The organism is Pelagimonas phthalicica (assembly GCF_004364805.1).
In the GTDB taxonomy this organism is placed as follows: Bacteria; Pseudomonadota; Alphaproteobacteria; order Rhodobacterales; family Rhodobacteraceae; genus Pelagimonas; species Pelagimonas phthalicica.
Genome location: NZ_SOAP01000001.1, coordinates 1945986 through 1972157 on the forward strand (window position 1 = coordinate 1945986; position 26172 = coordinate 1972157).

Sequence of the window (26172 nt, forward strand, 5' to 3'; positions counted from 1 at the left end):
CCTCATGTTTTTATTGGGCCTTTTTTGCCGAGGGGGATGTGCAGGAGAGTCTGCGCAGTTGTGCAGGAATTGTGCAGAGGGTTGATTTTCGCCTCTGGACCAAAGGGAAAGGCGCGCCTAGGCTGCCGCCATGATTGCCTATGTGTTCAAGCGTTTGACAGCTTTGATCCTCAGCCTTGCTGTGGCCTCTTTGGTGATCTTCCTTGTGGTCGAAGTCGCGCCGGGTGATCCGGCCAGCTATATGTTGGGCATCAATGCACAACCCGACACGGTGGCCGCCTTGCGGGCCGAATTGGGGTTGGATGTGCCTAAAACGCAGCGCTACCTGAATTGGGTTGGCGGCATGTTGGTGGGAGATTTCGGCACGTCCTACACCTATCGCAGCCCGGTATCCGAGATGGTGGCCGACCGCTTGTGGATTTCCCTGCCGCTGGCGCTGATGGCGCTGGCTTTGTCGACCTTGATTGCGATCCCCGCAGGAGTTTTGGCCGCCGCCCGGCGTGGAGGCGTGGCTGATGCGGGTGTGATGAGCGCAACACAGTTCGGCGTTGCGATCCCCAATTTCTGGTTTGCCATGCTGCTGGTCGCCCTGTTCGCGATCAAGCTGCGCTGGTTCCCATCGGGTGGTTTCCCCGGATGGGATGACCCGGCGGCTGCGTTGAAATCCCTGACCTTGCCCGCCATTGCCCTGGCCTTGCCTCAGGCTGCGATCCTGACTCGTGTCATGCGCTCATCCTTGATCGACATTCTGGGCGAAGATTTCATGCGCACCGCCCGCGCCAAAGGGCTGAGCCGCCGTCAGGCATTGTGGCGGCATGGGCTGCGCAATGCCCTTATCCCGGTTCTGACAATCATCGGTCTGCAATTCAGCTTTCTGCTCGCAGGCGCGATCATCATTGAGCAGGTCTTTTTCTTGCCGGGCCTCGGGCGGTTGGTGTTTCAAAGCATATCGCAGCGCGATCTGATCGTTGTGGAAAGCGTGGTCATGCTGTTGGTCTTTGCGGTGATCACGGTGAATTTCCTTGTCGACCTGGCCTATGCGATTGCCGACCCAAGGCTTAGGCGGCGCGCATGAACAGGAACCTGATCATCGGGGCGTGTTTGTCGTCGGTTGTTCTGATTGGCGCATTGGTCTCCTTTATGTGGACGCCCTTTGAAACCGACACGGTGAACATCGCCGCCCGAATGCGTCTGCCCGATGGAACCAATTGGCTGGGCACCGATCACTTTGGCCGCGATCTTTTGTCGATGATCATGGTGGGCGCGCGCACCTCTCTGGCTGTTGCTGTGGTGGCGGTGGGCATCGGGATGGGGGTTGGCGTGCCGCTCGGGCTGGCAGCCGCGGCGAGGCAAGGAAGCCTGCTGGACGAAGTCATTTCCCGCCTCAACGACCTGATCTTTGCCTTTCCCTCGCTGGTCATCGCCATTCTGATCACAGCGGTTTTCGGGGCCGGCGCTGTCAACGCGATCATTGCCATCGGCATTTTCAACATCCCGGTCTTTGCCCGCCTGTCGCGTGGCGCGGCGCTGAGCCTGTGGCAGCGGGAATTCATCCTTGCGGCGCGCACGGCGGGCAAAACCGCAACAAGGATCAGCGTCGAGCATATCTTGCCTAATATCGCCAATCTGCTGATTGTTCAGGGCACTATCCAGTTTTCCTTGGGTATTCTGGCCGAAGCAGGCCTGTCTTATGTCGGTCTTGGCGCGCAGCCGCCGGTGCCGTCCTGGGGGCGGATGCTGGCGGATGCTCAGACCATGGTGTCGCTTGCGCCGCATGTGGCGATTGTTCCCGGCATGGCGATTGTTCTGACGGTTCTGGGGCTGAACCTGTTGGGTGACGGGCTGCGCGATGCTTTGGATCCGAAATTGCGGCGGAGGGTGGCATGACCGCTTTGTTGCAAGTGCAGGATCTTTCTGTGTCGATCCAGGGCAAACGGGTCTTGGACAAGGTTTCGCTGGAGATACAATCGGGCGAAATCCTCGCTCTGACTGGCGAATCCGGGTCCGGCAAATCCATGACGGCTTTGGCGATCATGGGCTTATTGCCAAATGCCGCCCATGTTGAGGGGGAGGTCCACCTGCACGAGCAGGATCTGCTGGCTCAGACCGAGCAACAGATGTGCGCCATTCGCGGGGCCGAGATCGGCATGGTGTTTCAGGAACCGATGACCGCCCTCAACCCGGTGCAAAGCATCGGTCAGCAGGTGGCGGAGACCATTCGTGTGCACAGTGACGCGACCCGAAAACAGGCCTGGGCGCGGGCGGCTGATGTACTGACCAAGGTCGGCCTGCCACAAGATCGCTTTCCCCTGGGGCGGTTCCCGCACGAGCTTTCGGGTGGGCAACGCCAGCGGGTGGTGATTGCCATGGCCATCGCCCTGCGTCCGAAACTGTTGATCGCGGACGAGCCCACCACGGCTTTGGATGTCACCACCCAGGCTCAGATTTTGGAGCTGCTCAAGGATCTTTGCAAAAGCGAAGGGCTGGCCTTGTTGATGATCACCCATGATCTTGCGGTGGTCTCGCAGATGGCCGACCGGATTGCGGTGATGAAATCGGGGCAGATTGTCGAACAGGCCGTGACGCAAGACCTCTTTGCGCAGATGTCTCACCCCTATACGCGTGCGCTGTTTGCGGCCTCGGCCCATCAGGCGGATCTGGCAGATATTGATCTGGGCGACCCATTGCTGCGGGTTCAGAACGTATCGCGTGACTACCTCTTGCCGCGCCCGCACCCTTTTGCGGCGCATCCACGCTTTCCCGCCGTGCGTGATGTCTCTTTTGACATTTCTGCAGGTGAAAGGGTGGGTTTGGTTGGTGAATCCGGCTGTGGCAAGTCGACCCTGACCCGCGCCATTCTTGGGCTCGATCCGGTGAGCGCTGGTGACATCCGTCTTGATGGCGCGCCGGTTTATTCCAACGGCAAACCCAACAGGTATATCCAGCGCCAGATCCAGGTGGTGTTCCAGGACCCGTTCGGCAGCTTCAACCCACGTCACAAGGTAGAGCGGTTGATCACCGAACCCTTCCACCTGTTGGACCATCCGCCCACCGGTACAGCGCGCCAAAACGCCATCGAAGAGGCGCTGGAGGCGGTCGGCCTTTCTGCTGCGGATGCCCAGAAATACCCGCATGCCTTTTCCGGAGGACAACGACAGCGCCTTGCCATTGCCCGCGCGCTCATTATCCGGCCCAAACTGATTGTCTTTGACGAAGCGGTGTCAGCTTTGGACGTCCGCGTGCGGGCGCAGATCCTTGATCTGATCGCTGCGCTGAGTCGCGAGTACGGCCTCGCCTACCTGTTTATCTCGCATGACCTTAGCGTTGTGCGTTCGATCACGGATCGGGTCATGGTGATGAAATCCGGTGAGATCGTCGAACATGGTGAAACCGCGCGTGTCTTTGATAAGCCTGAACATCACTACACCCAGAACTTGATCGCCGCCGCGCCCCGTTTGCCAGAATTAGGAGAAAGACATGTGTCCTGAGCTACAGTTTGACCCAAGCTATGTCCTGATCGGTGGGCAATGGCAGGCTGTCGCGCAGCATGTGACGCTTACCAACCCCTCTGACGGGTCTGAACTGACAAAAATTGCCCGCGCCGGAGAGGCAGAGGTTGATGCGGCTGTTCAGGCGGCGCAATCCGCTTTGGACGGTGCCTGGGGCGAATTCACCGCGGTGGAGCGTGGCCGGGTTTTGACGAGGTTGGGCCAGCTGGTGCTGGAGCATGTCGATCTGCTGACCGAACTCGAAGCCTTGGATGTTGGCAAGCCGATCACGCAAGCCCGCGCTGATGCGGTGGCTTTGGCGCGCTATTGCGAGTTTTATGGCGGGGCGGCGGATAAGGTGCATGGGCAAAGCATCCCCTATCTGGACGGCTATACGGTCTACACCATGCGGGAACCACATGGGGTGACTGGGCATATCGTGCCTTGGAACTATCCGATGCAGATCATTGGGCGCTCGGTCGGTGCGGCCTTGGCCATGGGCAATGCCTGTGTGTTGAAACCAGCGGAAGATGCCTGTTTGACGGCGCTGATGTTTGCGTATCTGGCGCAAAAGGCCGGGCTGCCGGATGGCGCGCTGAATGTTGTCCCCGGTCTGGGGGCCGAGGCCGGGGCGGCGCTGGCCGGTCATCCGGGTGTCAATCACCTCAGCTTTACCGGCTCGGTCGAAACCGGCGCGGCTGTGCAACAGGCGGCGGGGCGGAATGTGGTTCCGGTCACGCTTGAGCTTGGCGGGAAATCACCTCAGATCGTGTTCGACGACGCCGACCTTGACGCTGCTTTGCCGTTTCTGGTGAATGCCGGGTTGCAGAACGCCGGGCAGACCTGCTCTGCCTCGTCCCGGATTTTGGTTCACAGGTCTCGTTTGGATGAGGTGTGTCAGCAAATGGCCGAGGCCTATCGTGGCAAGCGCATTGGCATTGCGTCAAGTGATCCGGATATCGGGCCGCTGATCAACGCGCGGCAACGCGATAAGGTGCTGGGTTTTCTGGCGCAAGCGGGCGAGTTGCCGATTTTGGCGGAAAGCACACCGGACAATGATCTGCCTGACGGGTATTACGTGCCTGCTAGGCTTTATGGCCCTGTGGCACCCGATCACGACTTGGCCCAGAAAGAGATCTTTGGCCCGGTTCAGGTGATCATCCCGTTTGACACTGAAGAAGAGGCAGTTCGCATCGCCAATGGTACCGATTATGGCCTTGTGGCTGGTATCTGGACGCGTGATGGCGCGCGGCAGATGCGACTGGCGAAAAAGCTGAAAAGCGGCCAGGTGTTTATCAACAATTACGGCGCTGGTGGCGGGGTTGAGCTGCCCTTTGGCGGCATTGGAAAGTCCGGCCATGGGCGGGAAAAAGGATTTGAGGCGTTATACGGTTTTTCGGTTTTGAAAACCGTGGCGGCCTATCACGGGTGAGGGAGGATTAAGATGAGATTGCAGGGCAAACGCGCGATTGTCACCGGGGCGGCGTCTGGCTTTGGGGCCGGGATCGCGCAGCGGTTTTTGACCGAAGGCGCGCAGGTTCTGGTCGCTGATATTAATGGTGACGCGGCAGAGGCATTTGTGGCCGAGCATGGCGGGATCGCTTGCCGCGTTGATGTCTCGGACCGGGCAAGCGTGGCAGAAATGGTGACGCAAGCCAATGATCAGATGGGGGGCGTCGATATCTTGGTGAACAATGCCGGGGTGACCCATTTGCCGACACCATTGGATGAGGTCAGCGAAGAAGATTTCGACCGGGTTTTCGCGGTGAATTGCAAATCGGTCTACCTGACCGCTCAGGCCTTGGTGCCGCAGTTCAAGCAACAGGGAAACGGCGCGATTTTGAACATTGCCTCAACGGCAGGTGTTTCCCCCCGCCCGCGTTTGAACTGGTATAACGCCTCCAAAGGCTGGATGATCACCGCAACGCGGACCATGGCCGTGGAACTGGCCCCCGAGGGCATACGGGTCAATGCGTTGAACCCGGTCGCAGGGGAAACCCCGCTTCTCAAAAGCTTTATGGGTGAGGACACGCCAGAGATCCGGGCAAAATTCCTGTCAACGATCCCCTTGGGGCGGTTTTCAACGCCCGAGGACCTCGCCAATGCAGCGCTGTATCTGTGTTCGGACGAGGCCAGCATGGTGACTGGCGTCTGCATGGAGGTTGATGGCGGGCGCTGCATCTAAGGCGCTGCTCATCGGCCCGACTGGGCCGCCTCGCAATCGTTTGGAAAGGGGTGTCGCATGAAACCGGGCACACGGAATTTGATCACGGATGTTGCAGGTTTGCGCGTGGGCAATGCGCAGGATGCTGAGCTAAAGACTGGCACTACCGTTTTGGTATCCGACGCGCCGTTTACGACCTCTGTCGCCGTCCATGGCGGCGCGCCCGGCACGCGAGAGACCGATCTATTGGCACCGGACAAATCCGCACCGGGCGTTGATGCGCTGGTCTTGTCCGGTGGCAGCGCCTTTGGTCTGGCCGCAGCGCAAGGGGTGATGGATGCGTTGCACGAACAGGGCCGCGGGTTTGAAGTGTTTTCCGCCCGCGTTCCCATCGTTCCAGCCGCGATCATTTTTGACTTGCTGAATGGCGGTGACAAGGATTGGGGCGAAAACCCCTATCCAGCTTTGGGGCGCGCGGCTTTGGCTGACGCCTCGGCGGATTTCGAGTTGGGCACAGTCGGGGCAGGGGCCGGGGCGCAAACGGCCATGCACAAGGGCGGTTTAGGCTCGGCCAGTCTGGTTTTGCCGGGCGGAGCGACGGTTGGAGCGCTGGTGGCGGTCAATCCGATGGGCAGTGTCACGACACCCTCGGGCCGGCATTTCTGGGCAGCACCGTTTGAGATCGACAAGGAATTTGGCGGGCTGGGAACAGACACCAATCCCGGCATCACCCTTCCGCCTAGCCGTAAGGTGCCGGCCATGGCGAGCCTTGGGAATACCACGATTGCCATTGTCGCCACCGATGCCCGGCTGGACAAGGCTCAATGCCACCGTATGGCGGTTGCGGCCCATGATGGGATGGCGCGGGCGATCTTGCCCGCTCATAGCCCGATGGATGGTGATCTGGTCTTTGCGTCCTCAACCGGCAGTCATGAACTGGCTGATCCCGGGGTCGAATTGGCCGCTATAGGTCATGCGGCCAGCCTGTGCCTGGCCCGCGCCATCGCCCGCGCAGTTTGGGAGGCGACCCCGGAACCCGGGGACACCTTGCCGGCCATCCGACAGGATCTGGGCCTTATTTAAGGATGGGCGGGCTGTCTGGGTTTGATCCGGGTGTGACCGGTTCATAAGTCGGGGCCTTGGGCGCTTCGGGCAGGTCGAAACGCAAGGCAACCCGCGCCAGTTCCGCCGTCAGGATATCGTTGTCCTCGACAAAGGCGACATCCAGCATTCCGGCCTCAAGCCCCGAGAAAACCAATGCGTCGTTCACGGCCCCGGCCAAGGCGCGCTGGGCTTCGGGAATGGCACCGGTGATGCCCAGCAAATGCCCCTGACTGCCATCATCATAAATCACATGCGCCAGATAGGCCGAACGCGCCAACCCGGCGGCACTGGCAAGCTTGGCATCAAGGCTGGACAGCAATTCTTGCGGTAGGCCCATCGGTGCGGCCAGCTTTTCGGGCCTCGCCTCACGTTCCTGCGGGCCGTGATCCAATGTCCCGCAAAGCCAATTCACCCCTTCGGGTGGCAGCAGGAACTCGGACGGGGCGACCTCGGGGTTCAGGGCAATACCGATCCCCTGGCCTGCCAACATCTGCGCCAAAGCGCGGCCGGGCAGGGCGGCATAGGGCACCGGGCGACCGGCAAATTCTGAAATCCGATCTTCGCGGTCAAACACCAGAACAAAGGCGGCATCCTGTACTTCGAAGACTTCGGGCTCGATATTCTCACCCTCAGGTTCTTTGGTGAGCATCAGAAACAGCTCGGAACTGGTCAAGGCATCGTAGAACCGCAACCGGGCCGCGTCGTCCTCGGGCGCGGCGTTCATGGCGGCAAAGGCTGTGTCGATCAAGGTGTCAGCCATTCAAGACCTCTTGGATGCGGGTTCTGAGCACGGGCAGCAGCTCGGCCTCGAACCAGGGATTTCGTTTCAGCCAAGCGGTATTGCGCCAGGACGGATGCGGCAAGGGGATTACCCCGGGCGCATAATCGCGCCAATGCGCCACCGTGTCACTGACATTGCGTTTCGGGTGATCAAAACCGCTCAGGTGCCATTTCTGCGCATAGCCGCCGATCAAAAGTGTCAGCTGGATTTGGGGCATATGGCCTAAAACGCGTTTGCGCCATGTCTTGGCGCAGATGGCCGGGGGTGGCAGATCAGATCCTTTGCGATATCCGGGAAAACAAAACCCCATCGGCAAAATACCAATGCGGGAGGCGTCGTAAAAGGTAGCTTCGTCCACTTGCATCCAGTCCCGAAGCCGGTCGCCCGAGGGGTCGGTAAACGGCTTGCCGGACAGATGCACTTTCATCCCCGGTGCCTGCCCTGCAACCAAAATGCGCGCGCTTTCCGAGATGCGCAGCACGGGGCGCGGTTCATGCGCCGTTTCCGTGCTGGCAAAGCGATCTGCGCAAAGCGTGCAGGTCCGGATTTCTGACAAAAGAGCGTCCATGCCCTCTGATCTATCGTAGCGTCTGAAAATGCCTAGAGCTTTTCATTTCGACAAATGTCGAAATAAAGCTTGCGTTGGGAAGTTATTTCGACAAAACTAGAAATATGAAAATGATTGATTCCCCATCTCTCACCTTGGAAACTGCAGCGTCCAAATTCGCGGCGCTTGGCTCGGAACAACGGCTTTTGGTTCTGCACACAATGGTGCGGGCCGGGCCGGACGGGCTTAGCATTGGCGAATTAGGGGAACGATGCGGGATCACAGGGTCAACCCTGACCCATCATCTGAAAATTCTTTCGGCGGCTGGGTTGGTCAAACAGGAAAAACAAGGGCGCAGCACGATTTGCGCCGGTGCCGACATCGCTGAAGTCGAGGCACTTTCCGACTATTTGCTAAGCCAGTGTTGCGCTGATTGCGACACCCCATCCAAGGATCACCGTCATGGCTGATACAACCCAAACCCAAGGGCCGCGCTGGCCCAAAATCTCGGCGGCCTGGCTGGCGTCGCTGGTCATTCTGGCAGCCGTTGCACTGTTCGAATGGCCCGAATTCTGGCCCACAGTGTCCTTTACATTCAATGCTTTGCTGAACACTGCGCCGTTTATCCTGTTCGCTGTTCTGGCGGTGGCCTATCTCAAAGCAACCGGGGCGGAAAACCTGTTGGCCAAGGCGTTCGAAGGACGCGAACTTCGGATGATTGTCCTTGCTGCCTTGTTGGGCGGGCTTTCCCCCTTTTGTTCCTGCGAAGTCATCCCCTTTATCGCGGCGCTCTTGGCCGTCGGTGCCCCGCTTAGTGCTGTGATGGCGTTCTGGATTTCCTCACCGCTGATGGATCCGGCGATGTATTCGATCACTGCGGGTGGTTTGGGGTTCGAATTCGCAACGGCCAAGGTATTTGCCGCGATTGGCATCGGTTTGATCGGCGGCTTTGGCACCATGTTGCTCAAGAACACGCCGGTTTTCGCCGATCCGTTGCGGGAGAAACCTCAGGTTGGTGGCTGCTGTGGTGTCAAAAACCCGTTTTCCGAAAAACCGGTTTGGAAATTCTGGAATGAAGCAGACCGCGTGGACACATTCCGCAGCACCGCTCTGACCAACGCTGTCTTTTTGCTGAAATGGCTGACCCTGGCCTATTTGATCGAAGCGGTGATGATCCGTCATGTTCCGGCCTCGATGGTGGCGCAGGTTTTGGGTGGCGAAGGCATCATGCCGATCCTGCTTGGCTCTTTTGTCGGGATGCCCGCCTATCTGAATGGCTATGCGGCGGTTCCGCTGGTCAAGGAACTGCTGGAAATGGGTATGGCCCCTGGAGCCGCGATGAGCTTTATGCTTGCCGGTGGCGTCAGCTGCATCCCGGCCGCGATTGCAGTCTGGGCCTTGGTGAAACCTCGGGTGTTCGCCGCCTATCTTGGCTTTGCGCTGATTGGATCGGTGTTGGCCGGATTAGCCTGGGGCGCAATCGCCTGATTGCCCAATAAATAGGCAACCAAAATACAGCTTTTCATGAACCGCCCCAAGAAAAAAATCTTGGGGCGGTTACTTTTGCGCTAGCATTCCGTGGCGCGCGTTGCTCAAATGGTTGAAATTCGGTAAATCCGACTGAAACTGACGGTATTCGGCCTTGAGGAGAACCCATGTATCGCGTCTGGAACTTCCTGACCAATTATTCGCTGCTGCTGATTTTTGGTGCATTGACCGCTCTGGTTTGGGCAAACCTCGACGCTTTGGCCCCGGTGGCGGGCCAGCCGCATTACTGGGCCGATAGTTACCACCACTTTGTCGAATTCGTGATCTGGGATCATGCGCCGATTGGGCATTACCATCATGGGCATCGCACGCTGACGCTGCATTACCTGGTCAATGACATTCTCATGGCGCTGTTCTTTGCCATCGCGGCAAAGGAAGTATGGGAGGCGGTGATCCTCAAAAACGGATCATTGCGCGGCAAAAAGGCAGCGACTCCGCTATTTGCGACCGCGGGCGGGATGTTTGGGCCGATTGGTGTTTATCTGGGTCTGGCCTATCTCTTGGGGTCTGACACTTACAATGCCGTCGCCAATGGTTGGGCCATTCCGACCGCGACGGATATCGCATTCAGCTATCTCGTAGGCCGTTTGGTCTTTGGCGCGGGGCACCCGGCTGTTCGTTTCCTTCTGCTGCTGGCGATTGCCGATGACGCGGCGGGCCTGATCATTTTGGCGATCTTCTACCCGTCCGGCGAACTTGCGCCGGAATGGCTGCTCTTGTCCTTGGGGGCCGCGATTGGGGTGTATGTTTTGGCCAATTGGCTGCCGCGCCGTCTGGATCGTGGTAAACAAGACCGCCCGAATTCGACCTTCTTCCGTAAAACTCTCTCTTTCTGGCCATACCTGATCGCTGCTTGTGCCAGCTGGTACGGGTTCATGATGTCTGGCCTGCATCCGGCGCTGGGCCTGCTGCCCATCGTTCCAACCATTCCGCATGCCGACCGCGCCTTTGGGATCTTTGCCGCTGCCGAAGAGCATTTGCATGACCTGCTCAACATGATGGAGCACGCGTTGAAACATCCTGTTGAGATTATTCTGTTCTTCTTTGGCTTGTTGAATGCCGGGGTGCAGTTTTCCTCGATGGGGGATGCGACCTGGCTGGTTTTGGCAGGTCTCTTGATCGGGAAACCTGTGGGAATTCTGATATTTGGCTGGTTTGCTGCCGGTCCTTTGAGGTTGGGAATACCGCAAGGGATGCGGATCATCGACCTCGTGGTTATCGGTTTTGTCGCCGCGATTGGCTTTACCGTATCGCTCTTTGTTGCCACCGTGGCCTTTGATGCCGGCCCTGTGCAGGACGCGGCGAAAATGGGGGCTTTGTTTAGCTTTGCGGCTGCCATCGTGTCTATCATCGCGGGCAAGGTCACGCGTGTGCAAAAGCAAGAGCTGTAAACACGGCTTCATACTTGTGGTATATTGTTGATCAAGCGGGCCCCGAAACGGGGCCTGCGTTGTTTTTGTTTCCAATTCTAGCCATAATGTGGCCCTAGTCTGCATCTAGTAGTGAGGAAACCCTATATAAAAGGGTGCAGAAGAGCAGAGCCGGGGCAACCCAATGTTAGAGTTTGACATGGTCAGCAAGTCCTTTTGGACGGGAACGCAGCGCAAGGTGATCCTTGATCGCGCGTCTTTTCGCGTCGATCTTGGTGAATCCCTTGGCATCCTGGCTCCGAATGGCACCGGCAAGACCACGTTGATCAAGATGATGGCGGGCCTGGAAAAACCTGACGAGGGCGAAGTGCGCCGCAATTGCCGCGTTTCCTTTCCGCTTGGGTTCATGGGCGGCGTTGTGTCTAAGATTTCCGCCCGCGAAAATGCCCGTTTTATTGCGCGCATGTACGGGCTTGATCCCGACTATGTCGAAGCGTTCTGCCGGTGGCTTTGCGGATTGGAAGAGTATTTCGATCAGCCGATCGGTACCTATTCCTCCGGCATGCGCTCACGCTTTACCTTTTCTTTGATGCTGGCCTTGGATTTCGACATTTACCTCATCGACGAGGGGATGCCGAATTCAACGGATGCCGCATTCAACAAGAAAGCCGGGGATGTTCTGGCAGAACGGCTGCGCACCACGACGATTATCATCGTCTCGCACCAGCCTAACATCCTCGAAAAATTCGCCCGCAAGGCCGCTGTCCTGATGGATGGTAAATTGCATATGTTTGACACCTTGGAAGAAGCGAAACAGCTCTATGACTACGAAACCCAAGGCTAAGAAGTTCCGAATTCGCCGTTCCCCGGGTGCTGAGGCCCCGGCAGAGCAGCCTGTTGCCCAGACTCCGCCCAAGCCTACCGCCGCCGCGCCGCAACCGCGCCCCCAACCCGTGCCACGCCCGGCCGAGGCCGCTCCTCGTGCGCAGCAACCGCGGCCCACGCCAGGACCGATGGCCGGAGATGTGGCATCGCCGGATCAGGTGTCGGGCGAAACCGATATTGATGCCATTCGCCGCGAAGGTCTGACTGGCCGTCAGCTCCGCATGGCCCGCCGCGTCGCACAAAAGCACGGGCTCGCCCCGACCTCAGATTTTGATGCGGTGCGCCTGTTGCGCGCCAAGGGCATTGATCCGTTCCAACGCACCAACATGTTGGAACTGGTCAAACCGGACGAGGCTGACCAGCCACCGGCCAAGCCAGAGGCACGCGTGCAGCTCCCGCAGACCGTGCAAGTAGAAAAGCAACAGCTTCCGTCGACAGAAATCGCCAACCCGGCCGAACGCCGCGCCGCCGAGATCACGAAGATCCAGCGCGAGCTGGCAGCGCGCCGTCGCAAGAAGCAATTGCTTCTGTTGTCGCGCTTGGCGGCCTTTGTGCTGCTACCGACTTTGCTGGCGGGCTATTATTTCTATGGCGTTGCAACCCCGATGTATTCCACCAAGTCCGAATTCTTGATCCTCAAGAACGATGGAGGCGGCGGCGCTGTACCGGGCCTATTGGCCGGTACCCAGTTTGCCACGGCCCAGGATGCCATCGCGGTGCAAAGCTATCTGCAATCCAAGGACGCGATGCTGCGTTTGGATGCGGATGTTGGTTTCAAATCGCACTTCACCGATGAAAACATCGACCCAATCCAAAGGTTGGAGGAAAATCCATCCAACGAAGAGGCCTATAAGCTTTACAAGCGTCATGTTGAAATCGGATTTGACCCGACCGAAGGCGTGATCCGCATGGAGATCATGGCCGCAGACCCACAGGTTGCGACCGAGTTCAGTGAAGCCCTGATTGGCTATGCGGAAGAGCGTGTTGACAACCTGTCGCTGCGCAAAAGATCCAATGCGGTGCGTGATGCCGAGCAGGGTTTGATTGACGCCGAACAATCCCGCCGTGAGGCCCAGGAAAAACTGGTGCGCTTGCAGCAAGAGACGAACGCGGTTGACCCCGAAGCGCAGATCGCCGCCTTGCGGTCTCAGATCAACACTTATGAATTGCAGTTGCAGGAAAAGAACCTTCAGCTTCAGGCCTTGCTGGACAATGCTCGCCCGAACCGTGCCAAAGTGGATGGTGCACGCGGTGATATCCGCCGGCTGGAGGCGCTTTTGGCCGAGTTGAACACCCGGATGGTGTCGGCCACAACGGGTGAAAACTCCTTGGCTGAAAAAGCGGCGCAAATCCAATTGGCCCAGGCCGATCTGGCAACGCGTGACCTTATGCTGCAGACCGCCTTGCAAACGCTGGAACAGGCGCGGCGTGATGCGTCGAGCCAGGCGCGCTATCTGACCACATCGGTCAAACCGGTCGCCTCCGAAGATCCCGCCTACCCACGAAAATTCGAAAACACGATTCTGGCATTTTTGATCTTTGGTGGCATCTATCTGATGATTTCGCTGACTGCCTCGATCCTTCGGGAACAGGTTTCCAGCTAAATCGACCAAAAAGGTCTAAAAACTGTCACGGGGCTGTAAGAATTCGACTTGCAGCCCCCCCCGACTTTCCATTAAACGGGTCGACGGAGAGGTGGCCGAGTGGTCGAAGGCGCACGCCTGGAAAGTGTGTAGGCGGGAAACCGTCTCGAGGGTTCGAATCCCTTCCTCTCCGCCATTACCCTTTTGGCAAGACAGATCCCCACCTCTAAGGTGTTGTTTTTGTTGATGGCGAAACGATCCTTGCAAAAACATGGTCCTGCGCCAGGGGCGATCATCGCCATGATGGGCAAAACTATTAGAAACTTCGGAATTGATGGCCCCGTCCTACGCCGTCCATTCTGCAAATTTCATACCACTGTCCTCGTCACCCAGACATACCACGCGAAGAAACAAAGGAATGGACCGAATGCGACCAATTGCTGCCGCAATCCTTTGCGAATTCGCAGAAGGCGAAAAGCAGTGAGCGCGGAAAGAGCAGACAGAGCTGCCCCCAAGACAACCCAAATAGTACCAAGAAACCCGCACCAGACACCAATGCCAGCCATCAATTTGACATCGCCCAACCCAAGGCCATGCACTTTGCGTGCCCTAAGATAAACGCTGCTGATCAACCAAAACGCCAAAGGCCAAAACACCCCGCCAAACAAATGGTCGGCCAGATCGGCCTTTTCAGTCGTTAGGACAAACGACACGCCGCTTAAAACGAGAAGTGCTGAAGCTGAATCGGGTATCTCCAGGCTGTCCCAGTCTGCCATTGAGACCCAAACCAACAGCATGGCAAAAATCAATGCAGGCCAACCGCTTCCTGCTCCCCAAATCGCCAAGACTAGGCCATAAAGGCATAGGTGACTAAAGAGTAAGATCAGGAATTTGAGGCGTGGCATGGGTATCCAAGATCGTGTGTTAAACCGACAAAGGTCTGATCGGCGCGGCTATGCGCTGCTGGTCGTGCTTGGGACACTCAGCATAATCGCTTTCTTGTTTGCAACCTCTGCGGCGCGGTTAAAGGCGCAGCTATCCTGGACGTCGACCGAAATACTACTGGCCAAACGGGCCCAAGAAGAACGCGCCTTGCTAAGGCTGGCAACAAAGCTCTTTGGTGACGCTTCCGGCCAAGTGGACCCCAGTGATAAGATCGAGCTTCCGTTTTTGGGAGATCAGGCGTCATTGTGGCTTCAAGACGTGGGTGGGTTGATAGATCTCAATTCTGCGGCGCCGGATCTGTTGAATCTGCTGGCCAGAGAGTTCAGCGTCTCAGAAGACGCCATGGAGCGGTTCCGACAGTGGCGAAGAACCCCGCACCGACTGCAAAGCGTTACCGACTTTGCCCGCGTGGCCGAGATTGATCCAGAAATCGTCGAAGGTCTCGATCCCTTTGCAACCGTTTATTCAGGTCGGTTTGGCGTTGCGATCGAAGAGGCCCCTATCGCTTTGCAAAGCGCCCTTCGCCGAGAGGCATGGCCCCTGCCAGAGCCATGGGCGACGCAGCCATCTGGACAAGTGTTCAAGGTCTTCCTTCAGCCAAGTGGTAAAACCGCGCGCGCGATTGGGACAATCAAGCTTCGGTCGGAGGAACAACCTGAGCGAGTTTTGGAGCTTCGCCAGTAGCAAGTTTCGTTCCTGTGAACTTAGGTTAGAAAAGGCGGGGAGGCGTTGAGCCATACCAGCCTGACAGAGCCGTTTTCGACGACGCTAATCTAGAACTCAATTATCCTAGACTTGGTAATTGACTTGGTAATTTGGCGAATTTCATCTTTTCAACTGATAACGGGGCAAAGCTGGTTTTAATTACTTACCAGGCGTTAAATTTCCTGTTGATTATTCTTTGACTTGCAGACAACTTGCAGGAGATTTTGTGTGTTATTGTGGGGACTCACATGTTTTCATCTTTTCTTGTTCGTTTTTGTTTTGCTCTTTCTTTTATTACATTCTCAATTGCGAAACCTCTGAGTGCGGGCGAGGTCACGATTGGTCAGCCACATGTGTTGAACCCGCTTGAGGTAATGAGCACGCCTTTTGATGGGGATGTGACTGCCAGTTGGAGCTGGGAGGCGAGGCCGGCAAGTTCGGTGGCCGATTTTTCGGACCCTAGCACCCTGTTCCCCAAGGTTACACCTGATCTGCCCGGTACTTACGCAGCCAAGCTCCAGCTTTTGGACCAGTATGGCACCGCATTAGACACGGCAATTGTACGTTTTGGCACTGAGAACCTGCCACCAATTGCAAAAGCGCTGGCCCGGGGTGTTCCGGGTAATCAGGTGAGCTTTGAACTGGACGGTAGTGAAAGCTTTGATCCTAACGGTGATGCCCTGACCTACACCTGGAGCGTCGCTGAGGCCCCATATCAAGCAAATGTCGTCTTTACAGATAGTTCCGCGCCTCTCACCGGCGTAACCTATGATGCTGAAGGGTTTTATGTTCTCATCCTCGAAGTGTCCGATACATCGGGTGAAATTGACCGCACCGAACTCAAATTCTTTTACGAATACGAATGGACCAAAGGCGCGGTACTGCGCAATCTGGTTCCAGAACCGTCCGCGCGTTTTGATAGTCTGAGCGGGTCGGTTGGTCAGCCGGTTTCCATAGATCCATGGCGCAGCGCCGACAGTGATGGCACCTATTTGGTTGCTGACATGAAGTTGTTGATGAGCCCCGCTGGCGCGAACCCAAGCTGGTCTGTCGATCAAAACCGGCTGGCAACCTTGGTGCCAGATGTGCCTGGCACATACTTGGCGGCGGTTGATGTCAATGACGGGCGTATCTATTCCCGTGATTATATCGCCATTATTGTCGATAGAGCAGTGAACATAGCACCCGTTGCAAGAATTGCCCCGGTTTCCATTTCCGCGACTGGTGCGGCTGTTTCTTTGGACGGAAGTCAGAGTTTCGATTTGGATGGCGATTTGTTGTCCTATTCCTGGTCAATCTTATCGGCACCCGAGAGCGCCGTTACCAGTCTGAACAGCAACAATACCCCGATTGTAGAACTGCAATCTGACCTGTCCGGTGACTACGTCGTTCAACTGGCCGTAAGCGACGGCGCCAACAGGTCTTACGCAACGCTGCTGATCCGCGTTTCGGACAATCTGCCCTTGGCAGTCGCTGGGGTTGATCAGAACTCTGGGTTGAGTGGCATGATCACCGTTGACGGTTCTGCAGTTGCTGCGATCAACCCCACCTATCATTGGTCACTGACTGGATTGTCTGGCGGCACCGGCTTGGGGGCTACCCTCACCACCGACACTCTGTTGCCGTCAGCCGCTCGGATTTCGCTGTCGCGTGGTCAGATGGAGTTCTTCGACGCGGTCATGCTGGCCCCTGTATTTGAACCGCTGAGAGCTGGCCAGCAAGGGGCATGTGCCTTTGATTTCATCCAGCCGGATGACCTGACGTCTGATCCGCATTCGGGCACAGCCAATTTGGTTTTTGAAGGTAAGGGTTGGGATATCTACGGCGAAAACCGTCAAGTCTGGCGGATCGAAAACCAGGATGTCGCCACTCATATTGTGACCCTGCGATCTGCTTCTGGCACCAGCCTTGCTGAACAAGAGCTGCCGGGGCAGGCCTCCGTTTACTTGATGACGGATAACCCAGGTGCCGGATTGGTCGATCTTGAGGTCAGCGGCGCAAGCGTCACTTCGGCCCCGGTGAACACCGGGTACTTCCTGCGCGCTGAAAATGTCTGTACCGACCTGATCGCAACCACGGCGCAGTTGATTGTCGAGGCTGATAACGGTGTGTCCAAACCTGACACGCTGTTCATCGGGGACGCAAATTTGCGTCCTACGCTGGTTCGCAATGAAAACACGCCGGCTGCGAACGGTGGGGTTTTGTCGCTGAACGGGGCTGACTATGCCAATGATCTCGATGGTGACACGCTAAGTTATTCGTGGTCCTTGTTGCGTCGCCCCGACACCAGTTCTGCGGCATTGGCTGAAAAGGTGGTTGTGACTGATGTGCTGGAATTCACACCTGATGTCACCGGCTTGTATCTGATCCAGTTGACCGCCCATGACGGTGAGTTGATGGCGGAACCCGTCGTTCTGGCAATCGACACAAGCAATACCCAGCCTGTTGCGGTGGCATCGGGCCCAGCTCAGGCCTTTGTTGGCGAAACGGTCACTTTTGATGGCAGCGCCTCTTATGACCCGGATGGCGACTCGCTCAGTTTTGGGTGGACGATTGAAAGCCAACCTGCAGGAAGCGCCGCCACGATTGCTGACCCGTTTGGGCCGCTGGCGCAATTTACTCCGGATCGGCGTGGTAGCTACATCTTTGGTCTGCGCGTCGCGGATTACGGGCTCGGTTCCGAACTGGCGTTGGTGACGCTGGATGTGCCAAACCGCGCCCCGGTTGCGGCCTTGGAAGGTCCAACAGCAATCGACACATTGACCAATGTCACCCTATCCGCGCTCGCCTCAGCTGACCCGGACAATGATCCGCTCACTTACAGCTTTGCGATCACTACCGCTCCCGCAGGGGCGCTGGTGGACATCACGCCCAACGGTGGTGAAGCCGTGTTCACGACCAATACCGCCGGGTCTTATGTCGTGACCGTGACGGTGTCTGATGGCGACGCCAGTTCGACCGCCGAGTTGGCGATTTCAGCGCAGGCCCGCAACTCTGCTCCGGTTTTGGGCGATCTTCTGGATGTCTACACGGTCGAACTTGGTCTGGAATTGGCGCTGGATCTGACGGCGACAGATGCTGATGGCGACACGCTCAGCTTCTTTGCCAATCCACTGCCTCTGGTGGATGGGGCTGTTTTGCAGGCCAATAGCGGTGCGTTGCGTTTCCGACCCGAAGCCGGGCAAGAAGGCAGCTATGCTGTGACTTTGGGCGTCTCGGACGGAGCGCAAAGCGACACGGCGCAAATCGTGATCAACGTGGTTGCCGCTGCGGCCGGTGATACGGCGCTGACAGGTGTGGTGCGTGACGCGGTTACCGGTGCGGTTTTGCCGGATGTGCCGCTGCATCTACAAACCGCTGCGCTTAGCACAACCTCTGGCCCGGATGGCAGTTTCAGCTTTGGCAGCCTGCAAGTCGGGAGCGATGTGATCGAGGCGCTGCCGACAAGTGGTTATCTTGGCTTGTCCCAAAGCGTGCGGGTCACCGAAAATCAGATCCGAGATGTTGATCCCGATCTGTTGCTGACTCCGCTAAACGATGGTTGCGCCACGGTGGTGGCCGGGGTCGAAACGGTTCTAACCGGCACGAGCTCCGGCGTGACGGTCACCATTCCGGCGGGCAGCATGACCAACGCCGCCGATGGCACGGCCTATACCGGTCAGGTTTGCCTGGGATCACTGCCACAGCTCTTCGCGCATAATGCTTTGCCAGATGATGTGCAGGCCTGCCACATCTACGCGCTTGATGCCCCGGGTGCCCAGTTCGGCGCACCCGTGACCATCACTGCCCCCAATTCGGATCAACTACCCCAAGGCGCGGTGGCCGATCTTTGGGCAACTGGTCTGGGCGGCGAAATGTCGGTTATCGGGTCCGCTTCAGTTGTGGCCGGTGGCGCAGCCGTTCAAGCCGAATTGACGATGCCTGGACAAGGGGCCTTGATCAGCGTGTTGCCGAAAGCGCCAACGCTGATTGCGTCGGAAGATATGCCCACCGGTGTCCAACACTTGACACCTTTCAATGGTGATTTGGCTGAGACCTATACTCTGCCGGGGTATCGCGCCTTTAATCGAGATCAATCGGTCGGGCTTGCTTATCATTCCTCCGCGGCCAACCCTAAAGCCTTGGTTGGTAGCATCGTTACTATAGCCAGTGACGCTGGATTGCCCGTAACGGTTCAAACCAAAATTGAGCTACAGGGGCTTACCTACGACGATTTGCCCGCGTGGACACCACGAGAAAGTGCGAATGGCTCGGTAGCAGCGGTTATTGGCGAAGAAGTATCTCTGCGCCAAACGGCAACAATCGACACGATTGGGCTTGCTCAAGGCCGCTATCCTTATGGTTTTGTCAGTCAGGCAATGTATGCCTGCTCGACCGTCTCAACGCGCATCGACGGTGAGTTCTATCAGCGCAACGCAGTCGAAAGCCCCTATGGGCGCGGCTGGGCTGTGGATGGACTACAAAGCTTGACAGTCACTCCGGATGGCAAGGTTGCTATTCAAGACGATGACACCGTTACAACGTTTGACCCAGCTCCGACTGTAACTTCCTTCCAACCTGATCCAATCGTTGTCGAGACGGTTGGCACGATGAATACGGTGATCCACGACCTGAACTTGGATGGGTTGCAAGATATTGCTTTCGCCGAGGGGGGCACCGGCGAGATCAAATTCATGCTGAACTTAGGCGAGGGGCAATTCTCTGACCCCGTCGCTATTCCGGTAGCAGATACCGTTGAAATCCCGCAGACCGGAACTTTTACGCCTAAGCTGTTAGAAGTCGTTGCCGGACAAATCAGCGAAGACGGTTTCGCTGATTTCGCGTACGGAATCCAAAGCCCTGGTACGCTCGCTGTGCTCGGTGGTGATGGTAACGGCGGGTTTTCCGAGCTCTCCAGTGAAGTTCGGAGTATGCGCGATTTGGGCATCGCGGATATGAACGATGACGGGTATCCAGATATTGTTGTCTCCAGCAGGACAAGCTTAAGTGCCGCACTTACAGTGAGTTATGGGGCCGCAGACGGTGAGGATCGCCGTGGTGTCAGATATGGGCTGGGTAGTGCGCGCCCAGGGGATAGCCGCGATAACACAGGGTTGCAGGTTCTTCTAGGCGATGTCGACAATGACGGACTGATTGACGCTGGTTATCGGTCAGAACAAGGGTTTCGAATCCTGTTCAGCTCGGTCTCAGCGACCAACAGCACCCTCCGGCAAGGGTTCCCAGGCCCTATCTACGGTGACAGCGGAACAAACCTGTTGGGCAACTATGCCGAGTTGATGGATGCCAACAAGGATGGACTTCTTGATGTTGTTTGGAGTGGGACCGACCGATTAGACGTCTTCCTGAACGAAGGCGGCAGAGACTTTGGTGCTCCGATTTCCCTGGCAAGACCTGCAAGTGCAAGCGCAGCAGGTTACGTTACTGTGTTCGACGTTGATGGGGACGAAAACGACGACATTATCCTGTCAACAACTGGATCAGTCGCCGTCTATTACGGCAATGGCGATGGGACTTTCCTACCATTTGAAGAAGGGACAGTGCCGGAGACATTTGTCGATGCCGATATTGCCGATCTGAACGGTGATGGTAGCCCTGATTTGGTCTCGGCGCAGCGGTTTAGTGTAACGGTTCGCTTCTCCGACGTGACGGGTAGTCAACGATTCATAGCTGGCGCAGGCGAGTTTTCGTCCCTAGCGCGCTTGGATGACGGTGGATGGGAGCGACGCTACAAAGATGGCAGCACGGTCATCTTTGATGCTGCTGGCCGCCAGACTGAGACACGCGATACGCAAGGCAATGCTCTTGTCTATAGCTACGACAGCGACAACCGCGTGACTTCTATCACCGATCAAGTTGGTGGTGTTACTCTGTTCACTTACGACGCGTCGTCTGGGCGTCTCGCCACAGTGACTTATCCAGACGGCAGATTGACAACGTTCGCCTATGACGATCTTGGAAACTTGGCAAATATCACGGACCCCACGAGTGCCACGGTCAGTTTCGCATATGACGAAAATGGTCGCCTGATTTCCACGACCAATCAAAACGGACATCAATCAAGCTACAGCTACGATGCCTATGGAAACATGAGCGGTGCGACATTGCCCGATGGGTCCAGCATCGCAAATCAAGTTGCAGCGTCGCTTGGTCTGGTTGATGGGTTGGGCGGTCTCAACAGTGAACCTTTGCTATATGTTGCCCCCGAAGATCGGGTCACGACTGTAACTGATCGCAAAGGGCAAGTGACCGAGATCGAAGTGAACAAGTTCGGTTCTACAGTCCGGATCACAGATCCCTTGGGCCGCACGACCTTCATTGAGCGTGATGAAAACAACTTGGCCATCCGAATAGATCGACCGAGCGAGGCCGCAGCGAGCGGTCGCCGAATTGATCTGCTGTCCTATGATGCGTTCGGAAACGTAGAGGCAGTGACCGAGGCTGCGGGAACACCTGCAGAACGAACAAAAACTTATGTCTACGAGTTGGAGTTCAACAATGTTGTTTCCATGACAGATGGAGACGGGTTCACGACGTCGTATGAATATGATGCCTTTGGCGAAGTGACCAAAATCACTGATCCTGAAGGCGGCGAGCGCCTGATGAGCTACACAGCAGAAGGCAAGCTCAACACTCGAACCGATGAAAACGGCAATATTACAGCCTTCACCTATGGGCCTGATCTGAACCTGGAAACCGTAACCTATGCGGATGGTTCGGTTTCAGAGATGGTCTACGATGCGTCAGGCAATACAACACAGATTGTTGAGGCATCGGGCACAGCGCTGGAACGCCAAGTTCATCGGACCTATGACGCACTGAACAGAGTTCTCACGGTCGAGGTTACAGGCGCTGATGGCGCTCAGATCGACGGGATCACGCAATACAGCTACTTGCCCGCAGGCAATCTGGCGACTGTGACTGATGAAACCGGGCTGGTCACTTCTATGGGCTACGACGCCCTCGAACGACTGGTCCAAATTGACGATCCTGCCGAAGGCCTGATCACTCGTGAATACAATGATGCGGGCGAAGTCATTCGCCATGTCAACGGCGATGGCGAGGAAACGGCATATGCATATGACGATGTCAGCCGCCTGACGCAGGTCACGGATGCCGAAGGTTTCGTGAAATCGTTTGCCTATGACACGCGGGATAACATCACCTCGGTGACAGATGGCCGAGGCGGCGAAACCATTTTCGCTTATGACGAACGGGACCGTATGACCGTGCGGACCAACCCGCTTGGATTGTCTATGTCACGTGCCTACGATGCCCGCGACAATCTAATCACTCTGACCCGCGAAGATGGCATCATCGAAACCGCGATCTATGACGGGTTGGGGCGTCGCACTCAGGTGGTCACCCCTGACAACACACTGACATACGCCTTTGACGCCTATGGCAACTTAACCGAAGCGGCGGATGACGACAGCCGTGTGACCTTTGAATATGATCTGCGCAATCGCCTCTCTGCCTCGATCACAGATGGCACAGTTGGGCCTCAACCTGGCGTGCGCATCGACTACACCTACGATCTGTTGGACCGTCGTACCTCCATGACGGATTCGCTGGGTGGTGTGACCAGCTACGCCTATGACGCTGAGGATCGCCTGACCGACCTGACGGCACCCTGGGGCACGGTATACAGCTTTGGCTATGATGGCGAAGGGCGTCGCACCTCGCTGACGTCGACCTCTGGTCGGGACACGCGGTATGGCTATACCAACGGATTGCTCTCATCCCTCAGCCACATGCAGTCCGGTGTGGCCTTGACGGACTTGGCCTATGACTATGGCCCCGATGGCCAGCTGACCGAGATCCGCGATCAGCTTGACCCCAGCAAGTCCAAGACCATCTCATATGACCACCTCAACCGCCTTGTTCAGGTGGCCGAGGGCGTGCCTGTCATTGACGGCGGTGTCCCGATCCCGGTTGAGGATTATGCCTATGACGAAGAGGGCAATCGCACCACATCGCATCTCTCGACGCTTTATTCTTCCAACGATCACAATCAGTTGCTCGAGGATGACGGGTTCACCTATGCCTATGATGATCGCGGCAATCGGGTATCAAAGACCTCCAAGGCGGATGGATCGGTTGAGAGCTACAGCTATGACAGCCAGAACCGGTTGGTTGGCTATGCGTCGCCCACAACCACGGCGAGCTACGCTTACGATGCACTGGATCGCCGGATTGCCAAGGATGTGGATGGGGATATGAAAAGTTTTGTGTATGATAGGACTACAAATGATAAATTGGCGCATGATGATATAATTCTGGAGTACAATTTCACTGGCGAAGCAACGCTAACCCGCCGTTGGTTGCATTCGATCGAAATCGATGAACCCGTTGCCTTTGAGTCCTACAGCGCCGCCGGAACAGGATCAGAACGGGTGTTATATGCGAATCATCAAGGATCAGTGATTTTGGTATCTGAACCAAGCAGCAGTTCGATTTTGGCCGGATATGAGTATAGTGGTTATGGCGCAACAAGACAGACGCTAGGCGTTTTACAGCAGCCCTATAGGTTCACCGGTCGAGAATACGATTCCGAAAGCGGTTTGTACCACTATCGAGCGAGGGCATTTGATCCAGGTCAAGGTATTTTTTTACAAAGAGATCCCATTGGGTTTGCTTCTGGTACATTGAATACATATTCTTATGTCAACGGAGATCCATTCAATTATACCGACCCAAGTGGCTTAGTCATTTCAGCAGACAATGCGGTTAGGACAGTTGCCGGTGTGGGCATGGTTTTGAGCGCTTTGGCTATTTTGCAGCCCGCATGGGAATTGATAAACGATGCTAGCAAGGCTCTCATTCTGGAGATGCAGAAATCAGGTGCTAATGGAAGTCCTGATGATTACCCAGGGTATGGAGACAATGGTTACAGGGATCCAGACGGGTCAAAGTGCGCAGCAGCCATTGCCCGAGTGAAAGCAGCGAAAACCCGAGCCCGTAAGTGTAAACTTACACTTACGAAACCACAAAATATCATCAATTTATACACAATGATAGAATTGGGTGCAGCGCGGGCGCAAAGGGATAGCGTTTGCACAAACGGGCCGACAGGAACGGCAACTTACGGAGGTGAAATGGAAGCGCATTCAAACGCGTGGCAGGGTGTTGGCAAATGCATGATATATATATCGATGCAATGAAAGAAAACCTTGTTGAAGCAGCCCAACTTTTGTTTGGTTCGGCAGAAAGGCCAAGCCGTATCTATAGAGTGGATGCAGACGAAGAGTTAGCTCGGCACTCAACCTCTGTTTTTGCCAACGTTGATTGGATGGAAATCGGATGTAAGGAGTGTAATTTCGACATTGAGTCCGTGCTGTACTTAAGTTTCAGCGCGTTTCGATACTTTCTCCCTGGTATATTCATCTATACGCTGAACAGTGGGGACTATGAATCAGATGCCTTTGAGAGTATCATTGCGGAGCTTTCGAGGAGTTCAGAGGTCGAATTTTGGGAGGAGAGCTTTACTGAACGATGGAAAGCATTCTCACCAAAACAAATTCAATGGATGTCAGATTGCATTATTCACATGGCGATTGAAGGTGGAATGCCTCCAAAATTTCAAAGTGATGCAAATATTGCTCTGAGAACTCTTGAGATACTAAAAAGAGGGTAGTCGATCCCGGTTGAGGATTATGCCTATGACGAAGAGGGCAACCGCACCACATCGCACCTCTCGACGCTTTATTCTTCCAACGATCACAATCAGTTGCTCGAGGATGATGGGTTCACCTATGCCTATGATGATCGCGGCAACTGGGTGTCAAAGACCTCCAAGGCGGATGGGACGGTCGAAAACTACAGCTATGACAGCCAGAACCGTCTGATCGGCTATACCTCGCCCACGACGACGGCGAGCTATCACTACGACGCGCTGGATCGCCGGATTGCCAAGGATGTGGATGGGGCGTCCGAGGCGTTTGTTTATGACGGCTCATCGGTGCTGCTGGACTACGCGGACGGAGTGTTCAACACCCGCTGGCAGCATGGCCCGAGCATTGATGAACCGCTGGCCTTTGAGAGGGCCGGGACGGAATATGCGTTGCATTCAGACCACCTCGGTTCACCTCGCGAAGTGGTGGAAGTGGCCACCGGAACCATCGCCGCGTCCTACCGCTACGCCAGTTTCGGAGCGCGGACTCAAACTGGCCTGCTGACCCAACGCTATGCCTTCACCGGCCGCGAGGAAGACGTTGAAAGCGGCCTGATCTATTACCGTGCGAGGCACTACGATCCGGCCTCCGGAACATTCATCCAGCGTGATCCGATTGGGTTCGCCGGCGGGGATGCGAACTTATATGCCTATGTTTGGAACGATCCGCAGAACTATTCAGACCCGCGTGGTACGAACGCTGCCATCGTGAACGGCAAGGAAGGGTTCTCGAGAACCAAACGAGGTGGACCTTCAACAATAGAATGGTCAACACTCGCCGGTCGAGCTTCTGTAGGATTGGTTGCGGGTATGCTTGCCGGTTCAGTAATTGAGTGCGCAGCGTCACCCGACTGTGATGTCGCGGCTTTGGGTGTTGCTTATGGTGGAGCTTACGCCGTTGGGCAATCCATGGGGGTCGCTCCTAGTGCGCCTTGCGGAATGGGTTTGTTCGCTGCTGTGGTTTTGCTGTCGCAAAATGTGAAGGAAGCCATGGAAGAAATGGGCTATCCGGATCCAGAGAATCCACCAAAGGAAGATGGTGACGACGGTGACGATTGTGATCAGCAGTGGGAAGAAGCTTATGCGACTTGCACAGATCTGTTATCTAGACCAAATCCGCCTCCTTCGACGCTAACAGGTAATCACACCAATATTCACGATTGCGCCAAAGGATATGTAGATGAAAGATGCGGTGGCAACTCTGTAGAATGGTGAGTTTAATAATTTGCATACAAGGAGCAGATTGACGATGAGTAAAGAAAGCCACTCCAAAAAGGCTATGGACGCTGAGCAGAGGCTTTATCGCAATATAAAGAGGGGTGGGCCGCCAATGAAGATTTCGAGGCTATTAGTCAAGGTGTTAGGCATAGATGAGATGTATG

Annotated in this window: 18 protein-coding genes and 1 tRNA gene; 16 read left to right on the forward strand and 3 right to left on the reverse strand. The window is 56.3% G+C overall.

From position 1 onward, the window contains the following. Positions 1-130: 130 nt before the first annotated feature. The 6 genes from CLV87_RS09455 to CLV87_RS09480 are packed head-to-tail and all read left to right on the forward strand — an operon-like array spanning position 131 to position 6735. Positions 131-1075 carry an ABC transporter permease gene (locus tag CLV87_RS09455; RefSeq protein ID WP_099241654.1) on the forward strand — a complete coding sequence of 315 codons (945 nt, stop codon included), beginning with the start codon at positions 131-133 and terminating at the stop codon, positions 1073-1075. After that, the gene (locus CLV87_RS09460; RefSeq protein WP_099241652.1) at positions 1072-1887 is read left to right on the forward strand and encodes an ABC transporter permease; all 816 of its coding nucleotides are present in this window, start codon (positions 1072-1074) and stop codon (positions 1885-1887) included. Before CLV87_RS09455 ends, CLV87_RS09460 begins: the two co-directional genes overlap by 4 nt. Next, positions 1884-3488: an ABC transporter ATP-binding protein gene (locus CLV87_RS09465; protein ID WP_099241650.1), complete on the forward strand. Its 1605-nt coding sequence runs from the start codon at positions 1884-1886 to the stop codon at positions 3486-3488. The genes CLV87_RS09460 and CLV87_RS09465 overlap by 4 nt, the downstream gene beginning before the upstream one ends. Continuing rightward, positions 3478-4920, forward strand: a complete 1443-nt coding sequence (locus CLV87_RS09470) for an aldehyde dehydrogenase family protein (RefSeq protein WP_099241648.1) — start codon at positions 3478-3480, stop codon at positions 4918-4920. The genes CLV87_RS09465 and CLV87_RS09470 overlap by 11 nt, the downstream gene beginning before the upstream one ends. Positions 4921-4932: 12 nt before the next feature. Beyond that, a complete protein-coding gene (locus tag CLV87_RS09475; RefSeq protein ID WP_099241646.1) occupies positions 4933-5673 on the forward strand; it encodes an SDR family oxidoreductase in 741 nt (246 codons plus the stop codon). A 57-nt stretch (positions 5674-5730) separates the two neighbouring features. Continuing rightward, positions 5731-6735: a P1 family peptidase gene (locus CLV87_RS09480; protein ID WP_099241645.1), complete on the forward strand. Its 1005-nt coding sequence runs from the start codon at positions 5731-5733 to the stop codon at positions 6733-6735. On the opposite strand, the gene CLV87_RS09485 is transcribed toward CLV87_RS09480, so the two are convergent. After that, positions 6728-7516, reverse strand: coding sequence for an SseB family protein (locus CLV87_RS09485; RefSeq protein ID WP_099241643.1), 789 nt, complete (start codon positions 7514-7516; stop codon positions 6728-6730). The two genes, CLV87_RS09480 and CLV87_RS09485, sit on opposite strands and share 8 nt — an antisense overlap. Beyond that, positions 7509-8105: a uracil-DNA glycosylase family protein gene (locus tag CLV87_RS09490; RefSeq protein WP_099241641.1), complete on the reverse strand. Its 597-nt coding sequence runs from the start codon at positions 8103-8105 to the stop codon at positions 7509-7511. The genes CLV87_RS09485 and CLV87_RS09490 overlap by 8 nt, the downstream gene beginning before the upstream one ends. 104 nt (positions 8106-8209) lie before the next feature. Here CLV87_RS09490 and CLV87_RS09495 point away from each other — a divergent pair, with 104 nt between their 5' ends. The 6 genes from CLV87_RS09495 to CLV87_RS09520 all read left to right on the forward strand — a co-directional run bounded on the left by CLV87_RS09495 (position 8210) and on the right by CLV87_RS09520 (position 13666). Beyond that, positions 8210-8554 (forward strand): ArsR/SmtB family transcription factor, encoded by a 345-nt coding sequence (locus CLV87_RS09495; protein ID WP_099241639.1) that lies wholly within the window; start codon positions 8210-8212, stop codon positions 8552-8554. Then, a complete protein-coding gene (locus CLV87_RS09500) occupies positions 8547-9572 on the forward strand; it encodes a permease (protein ID WP_099241637.1) in 1026 nt (341 codons plus the stop codon). The genes CLV87_RS09495 and CLV87_RS09500 overlap by 8 nt, the downstream gene beginning before the upstream one ends. 167 nt (positions 9573-9739) lie before the next feature. Further along, positions 9740-11023: a Na+/H+ antiporter NhaA gene (locus CLV87_RS09505; RefSeq protein WP_133840734.1), complete on the forward strand. Its 1284-nt coding sequence runs from the start codon at positions 9740-9742 to the stop codon at positions 11021-11023. Between the two features lie 163 nt (positions 11024-11186). Beyond that, positions 11187-11846: an ABC transporter ATP-binding protein gene (locus tag CLV87_RS09510; RefSeq protein ID WP_099241633.1), complete on the forward strand. Its 660-nt coding sequence runs from the start codon at positions 11187-11189 to the stop codon at positions 11844-11846. Next, the gene (locus tag CLV87_RS09515) at positions 11824-13491 is read left to right on the forward strand and encodes a capsule biosynthesis protein (protein WP_099241631.1); all 1668 of its coding nucleotides are present in this window, start codon (positions 11824-11826) and stop codon (positions 13489-13491) included. Before CLV87_RS09510 ends, CLV87_RS09515 begins: the two co-directional genes overlap by 23 nt. A gap of 85 nt (positions 13492-13576) precedes the next feature. Then, a tRNA-Ser gene (locus tag CLV87_RS09520) sits at positions 13577-13666 on the forward strand. 172 nt (positions 13667-13838) lie between these two features. On the opposite strand, the gene CLV87_RS09525 is transcribed toward CLV87_RS09520, so the two are convergent. Then, positions 13839-14315 carry a prepilin peptidase gene (locus CLV87_RS09525; protein WP_208293330.1) on the reverse strand — a complete coding sequence of 159 codons (477 nt, stop codon included), beginning with the start codon at positions 14313-14315 and terminating at the stop codon, positions 13839-13841. Between the two features lie 247 nt (positions 14316-14562). Between CLV87_RS09525 and CLV87_RS09530 the strand changes: the two genes are divergently transcribed. From CLV87_RS09530 to CLV87_RS09545, 4 genes are all read left to right on the forward strand, one after another. After that, positions 14563-15099, forward strand: coding sequence for a hypothetical protein (locus tag CLV87_RS09530; protein WP_133840735.1), 537 nt, complete (start codon positions 14563-14565; stop codon positions 15097-15099). A 395-nt stretch (positions 15100-15494) separates the two neighbouring features. Beyond that, complete coding sequence (locus CLV87_RS09535) at positions 15495-24281, forward strand: PKD domain-containing protein (RefSeq protein ID WP_166652706.1); 8787 nt, start codon at positions 15495-15497, stop codon at positions 24279-24281. After that, positions 24254-24754 carry a hypothetical protein gene (locus tag CLV87_RS09540; RefSeq protein ID WP_133840736.1) on the forward strand — a complete coding sequence of 167 codons (501 nt, stop codon included), beginning with the start codon at positions 24254-24256 and terminating at the stop codon, positions 24752-24754. The genes CLV87_RS09535 and CLV87_RS09540 overlap by 28 nt, the downstream gene beginning before the upstream one ends. A 93-nt stretch (positions 24755-24847) precedes the next feature. Further along, positions 24848-26005, forward strand: a complete 1158-nt coding sequence (locus CLV87_RS09545; protein WP_099241622.1) for an RHS repeat domain-containing protein — start codon at positions 24848-24850, stop codon at positions 26003-26005. Positions 26006-26172: the final 167 nt, after the last annotated feature.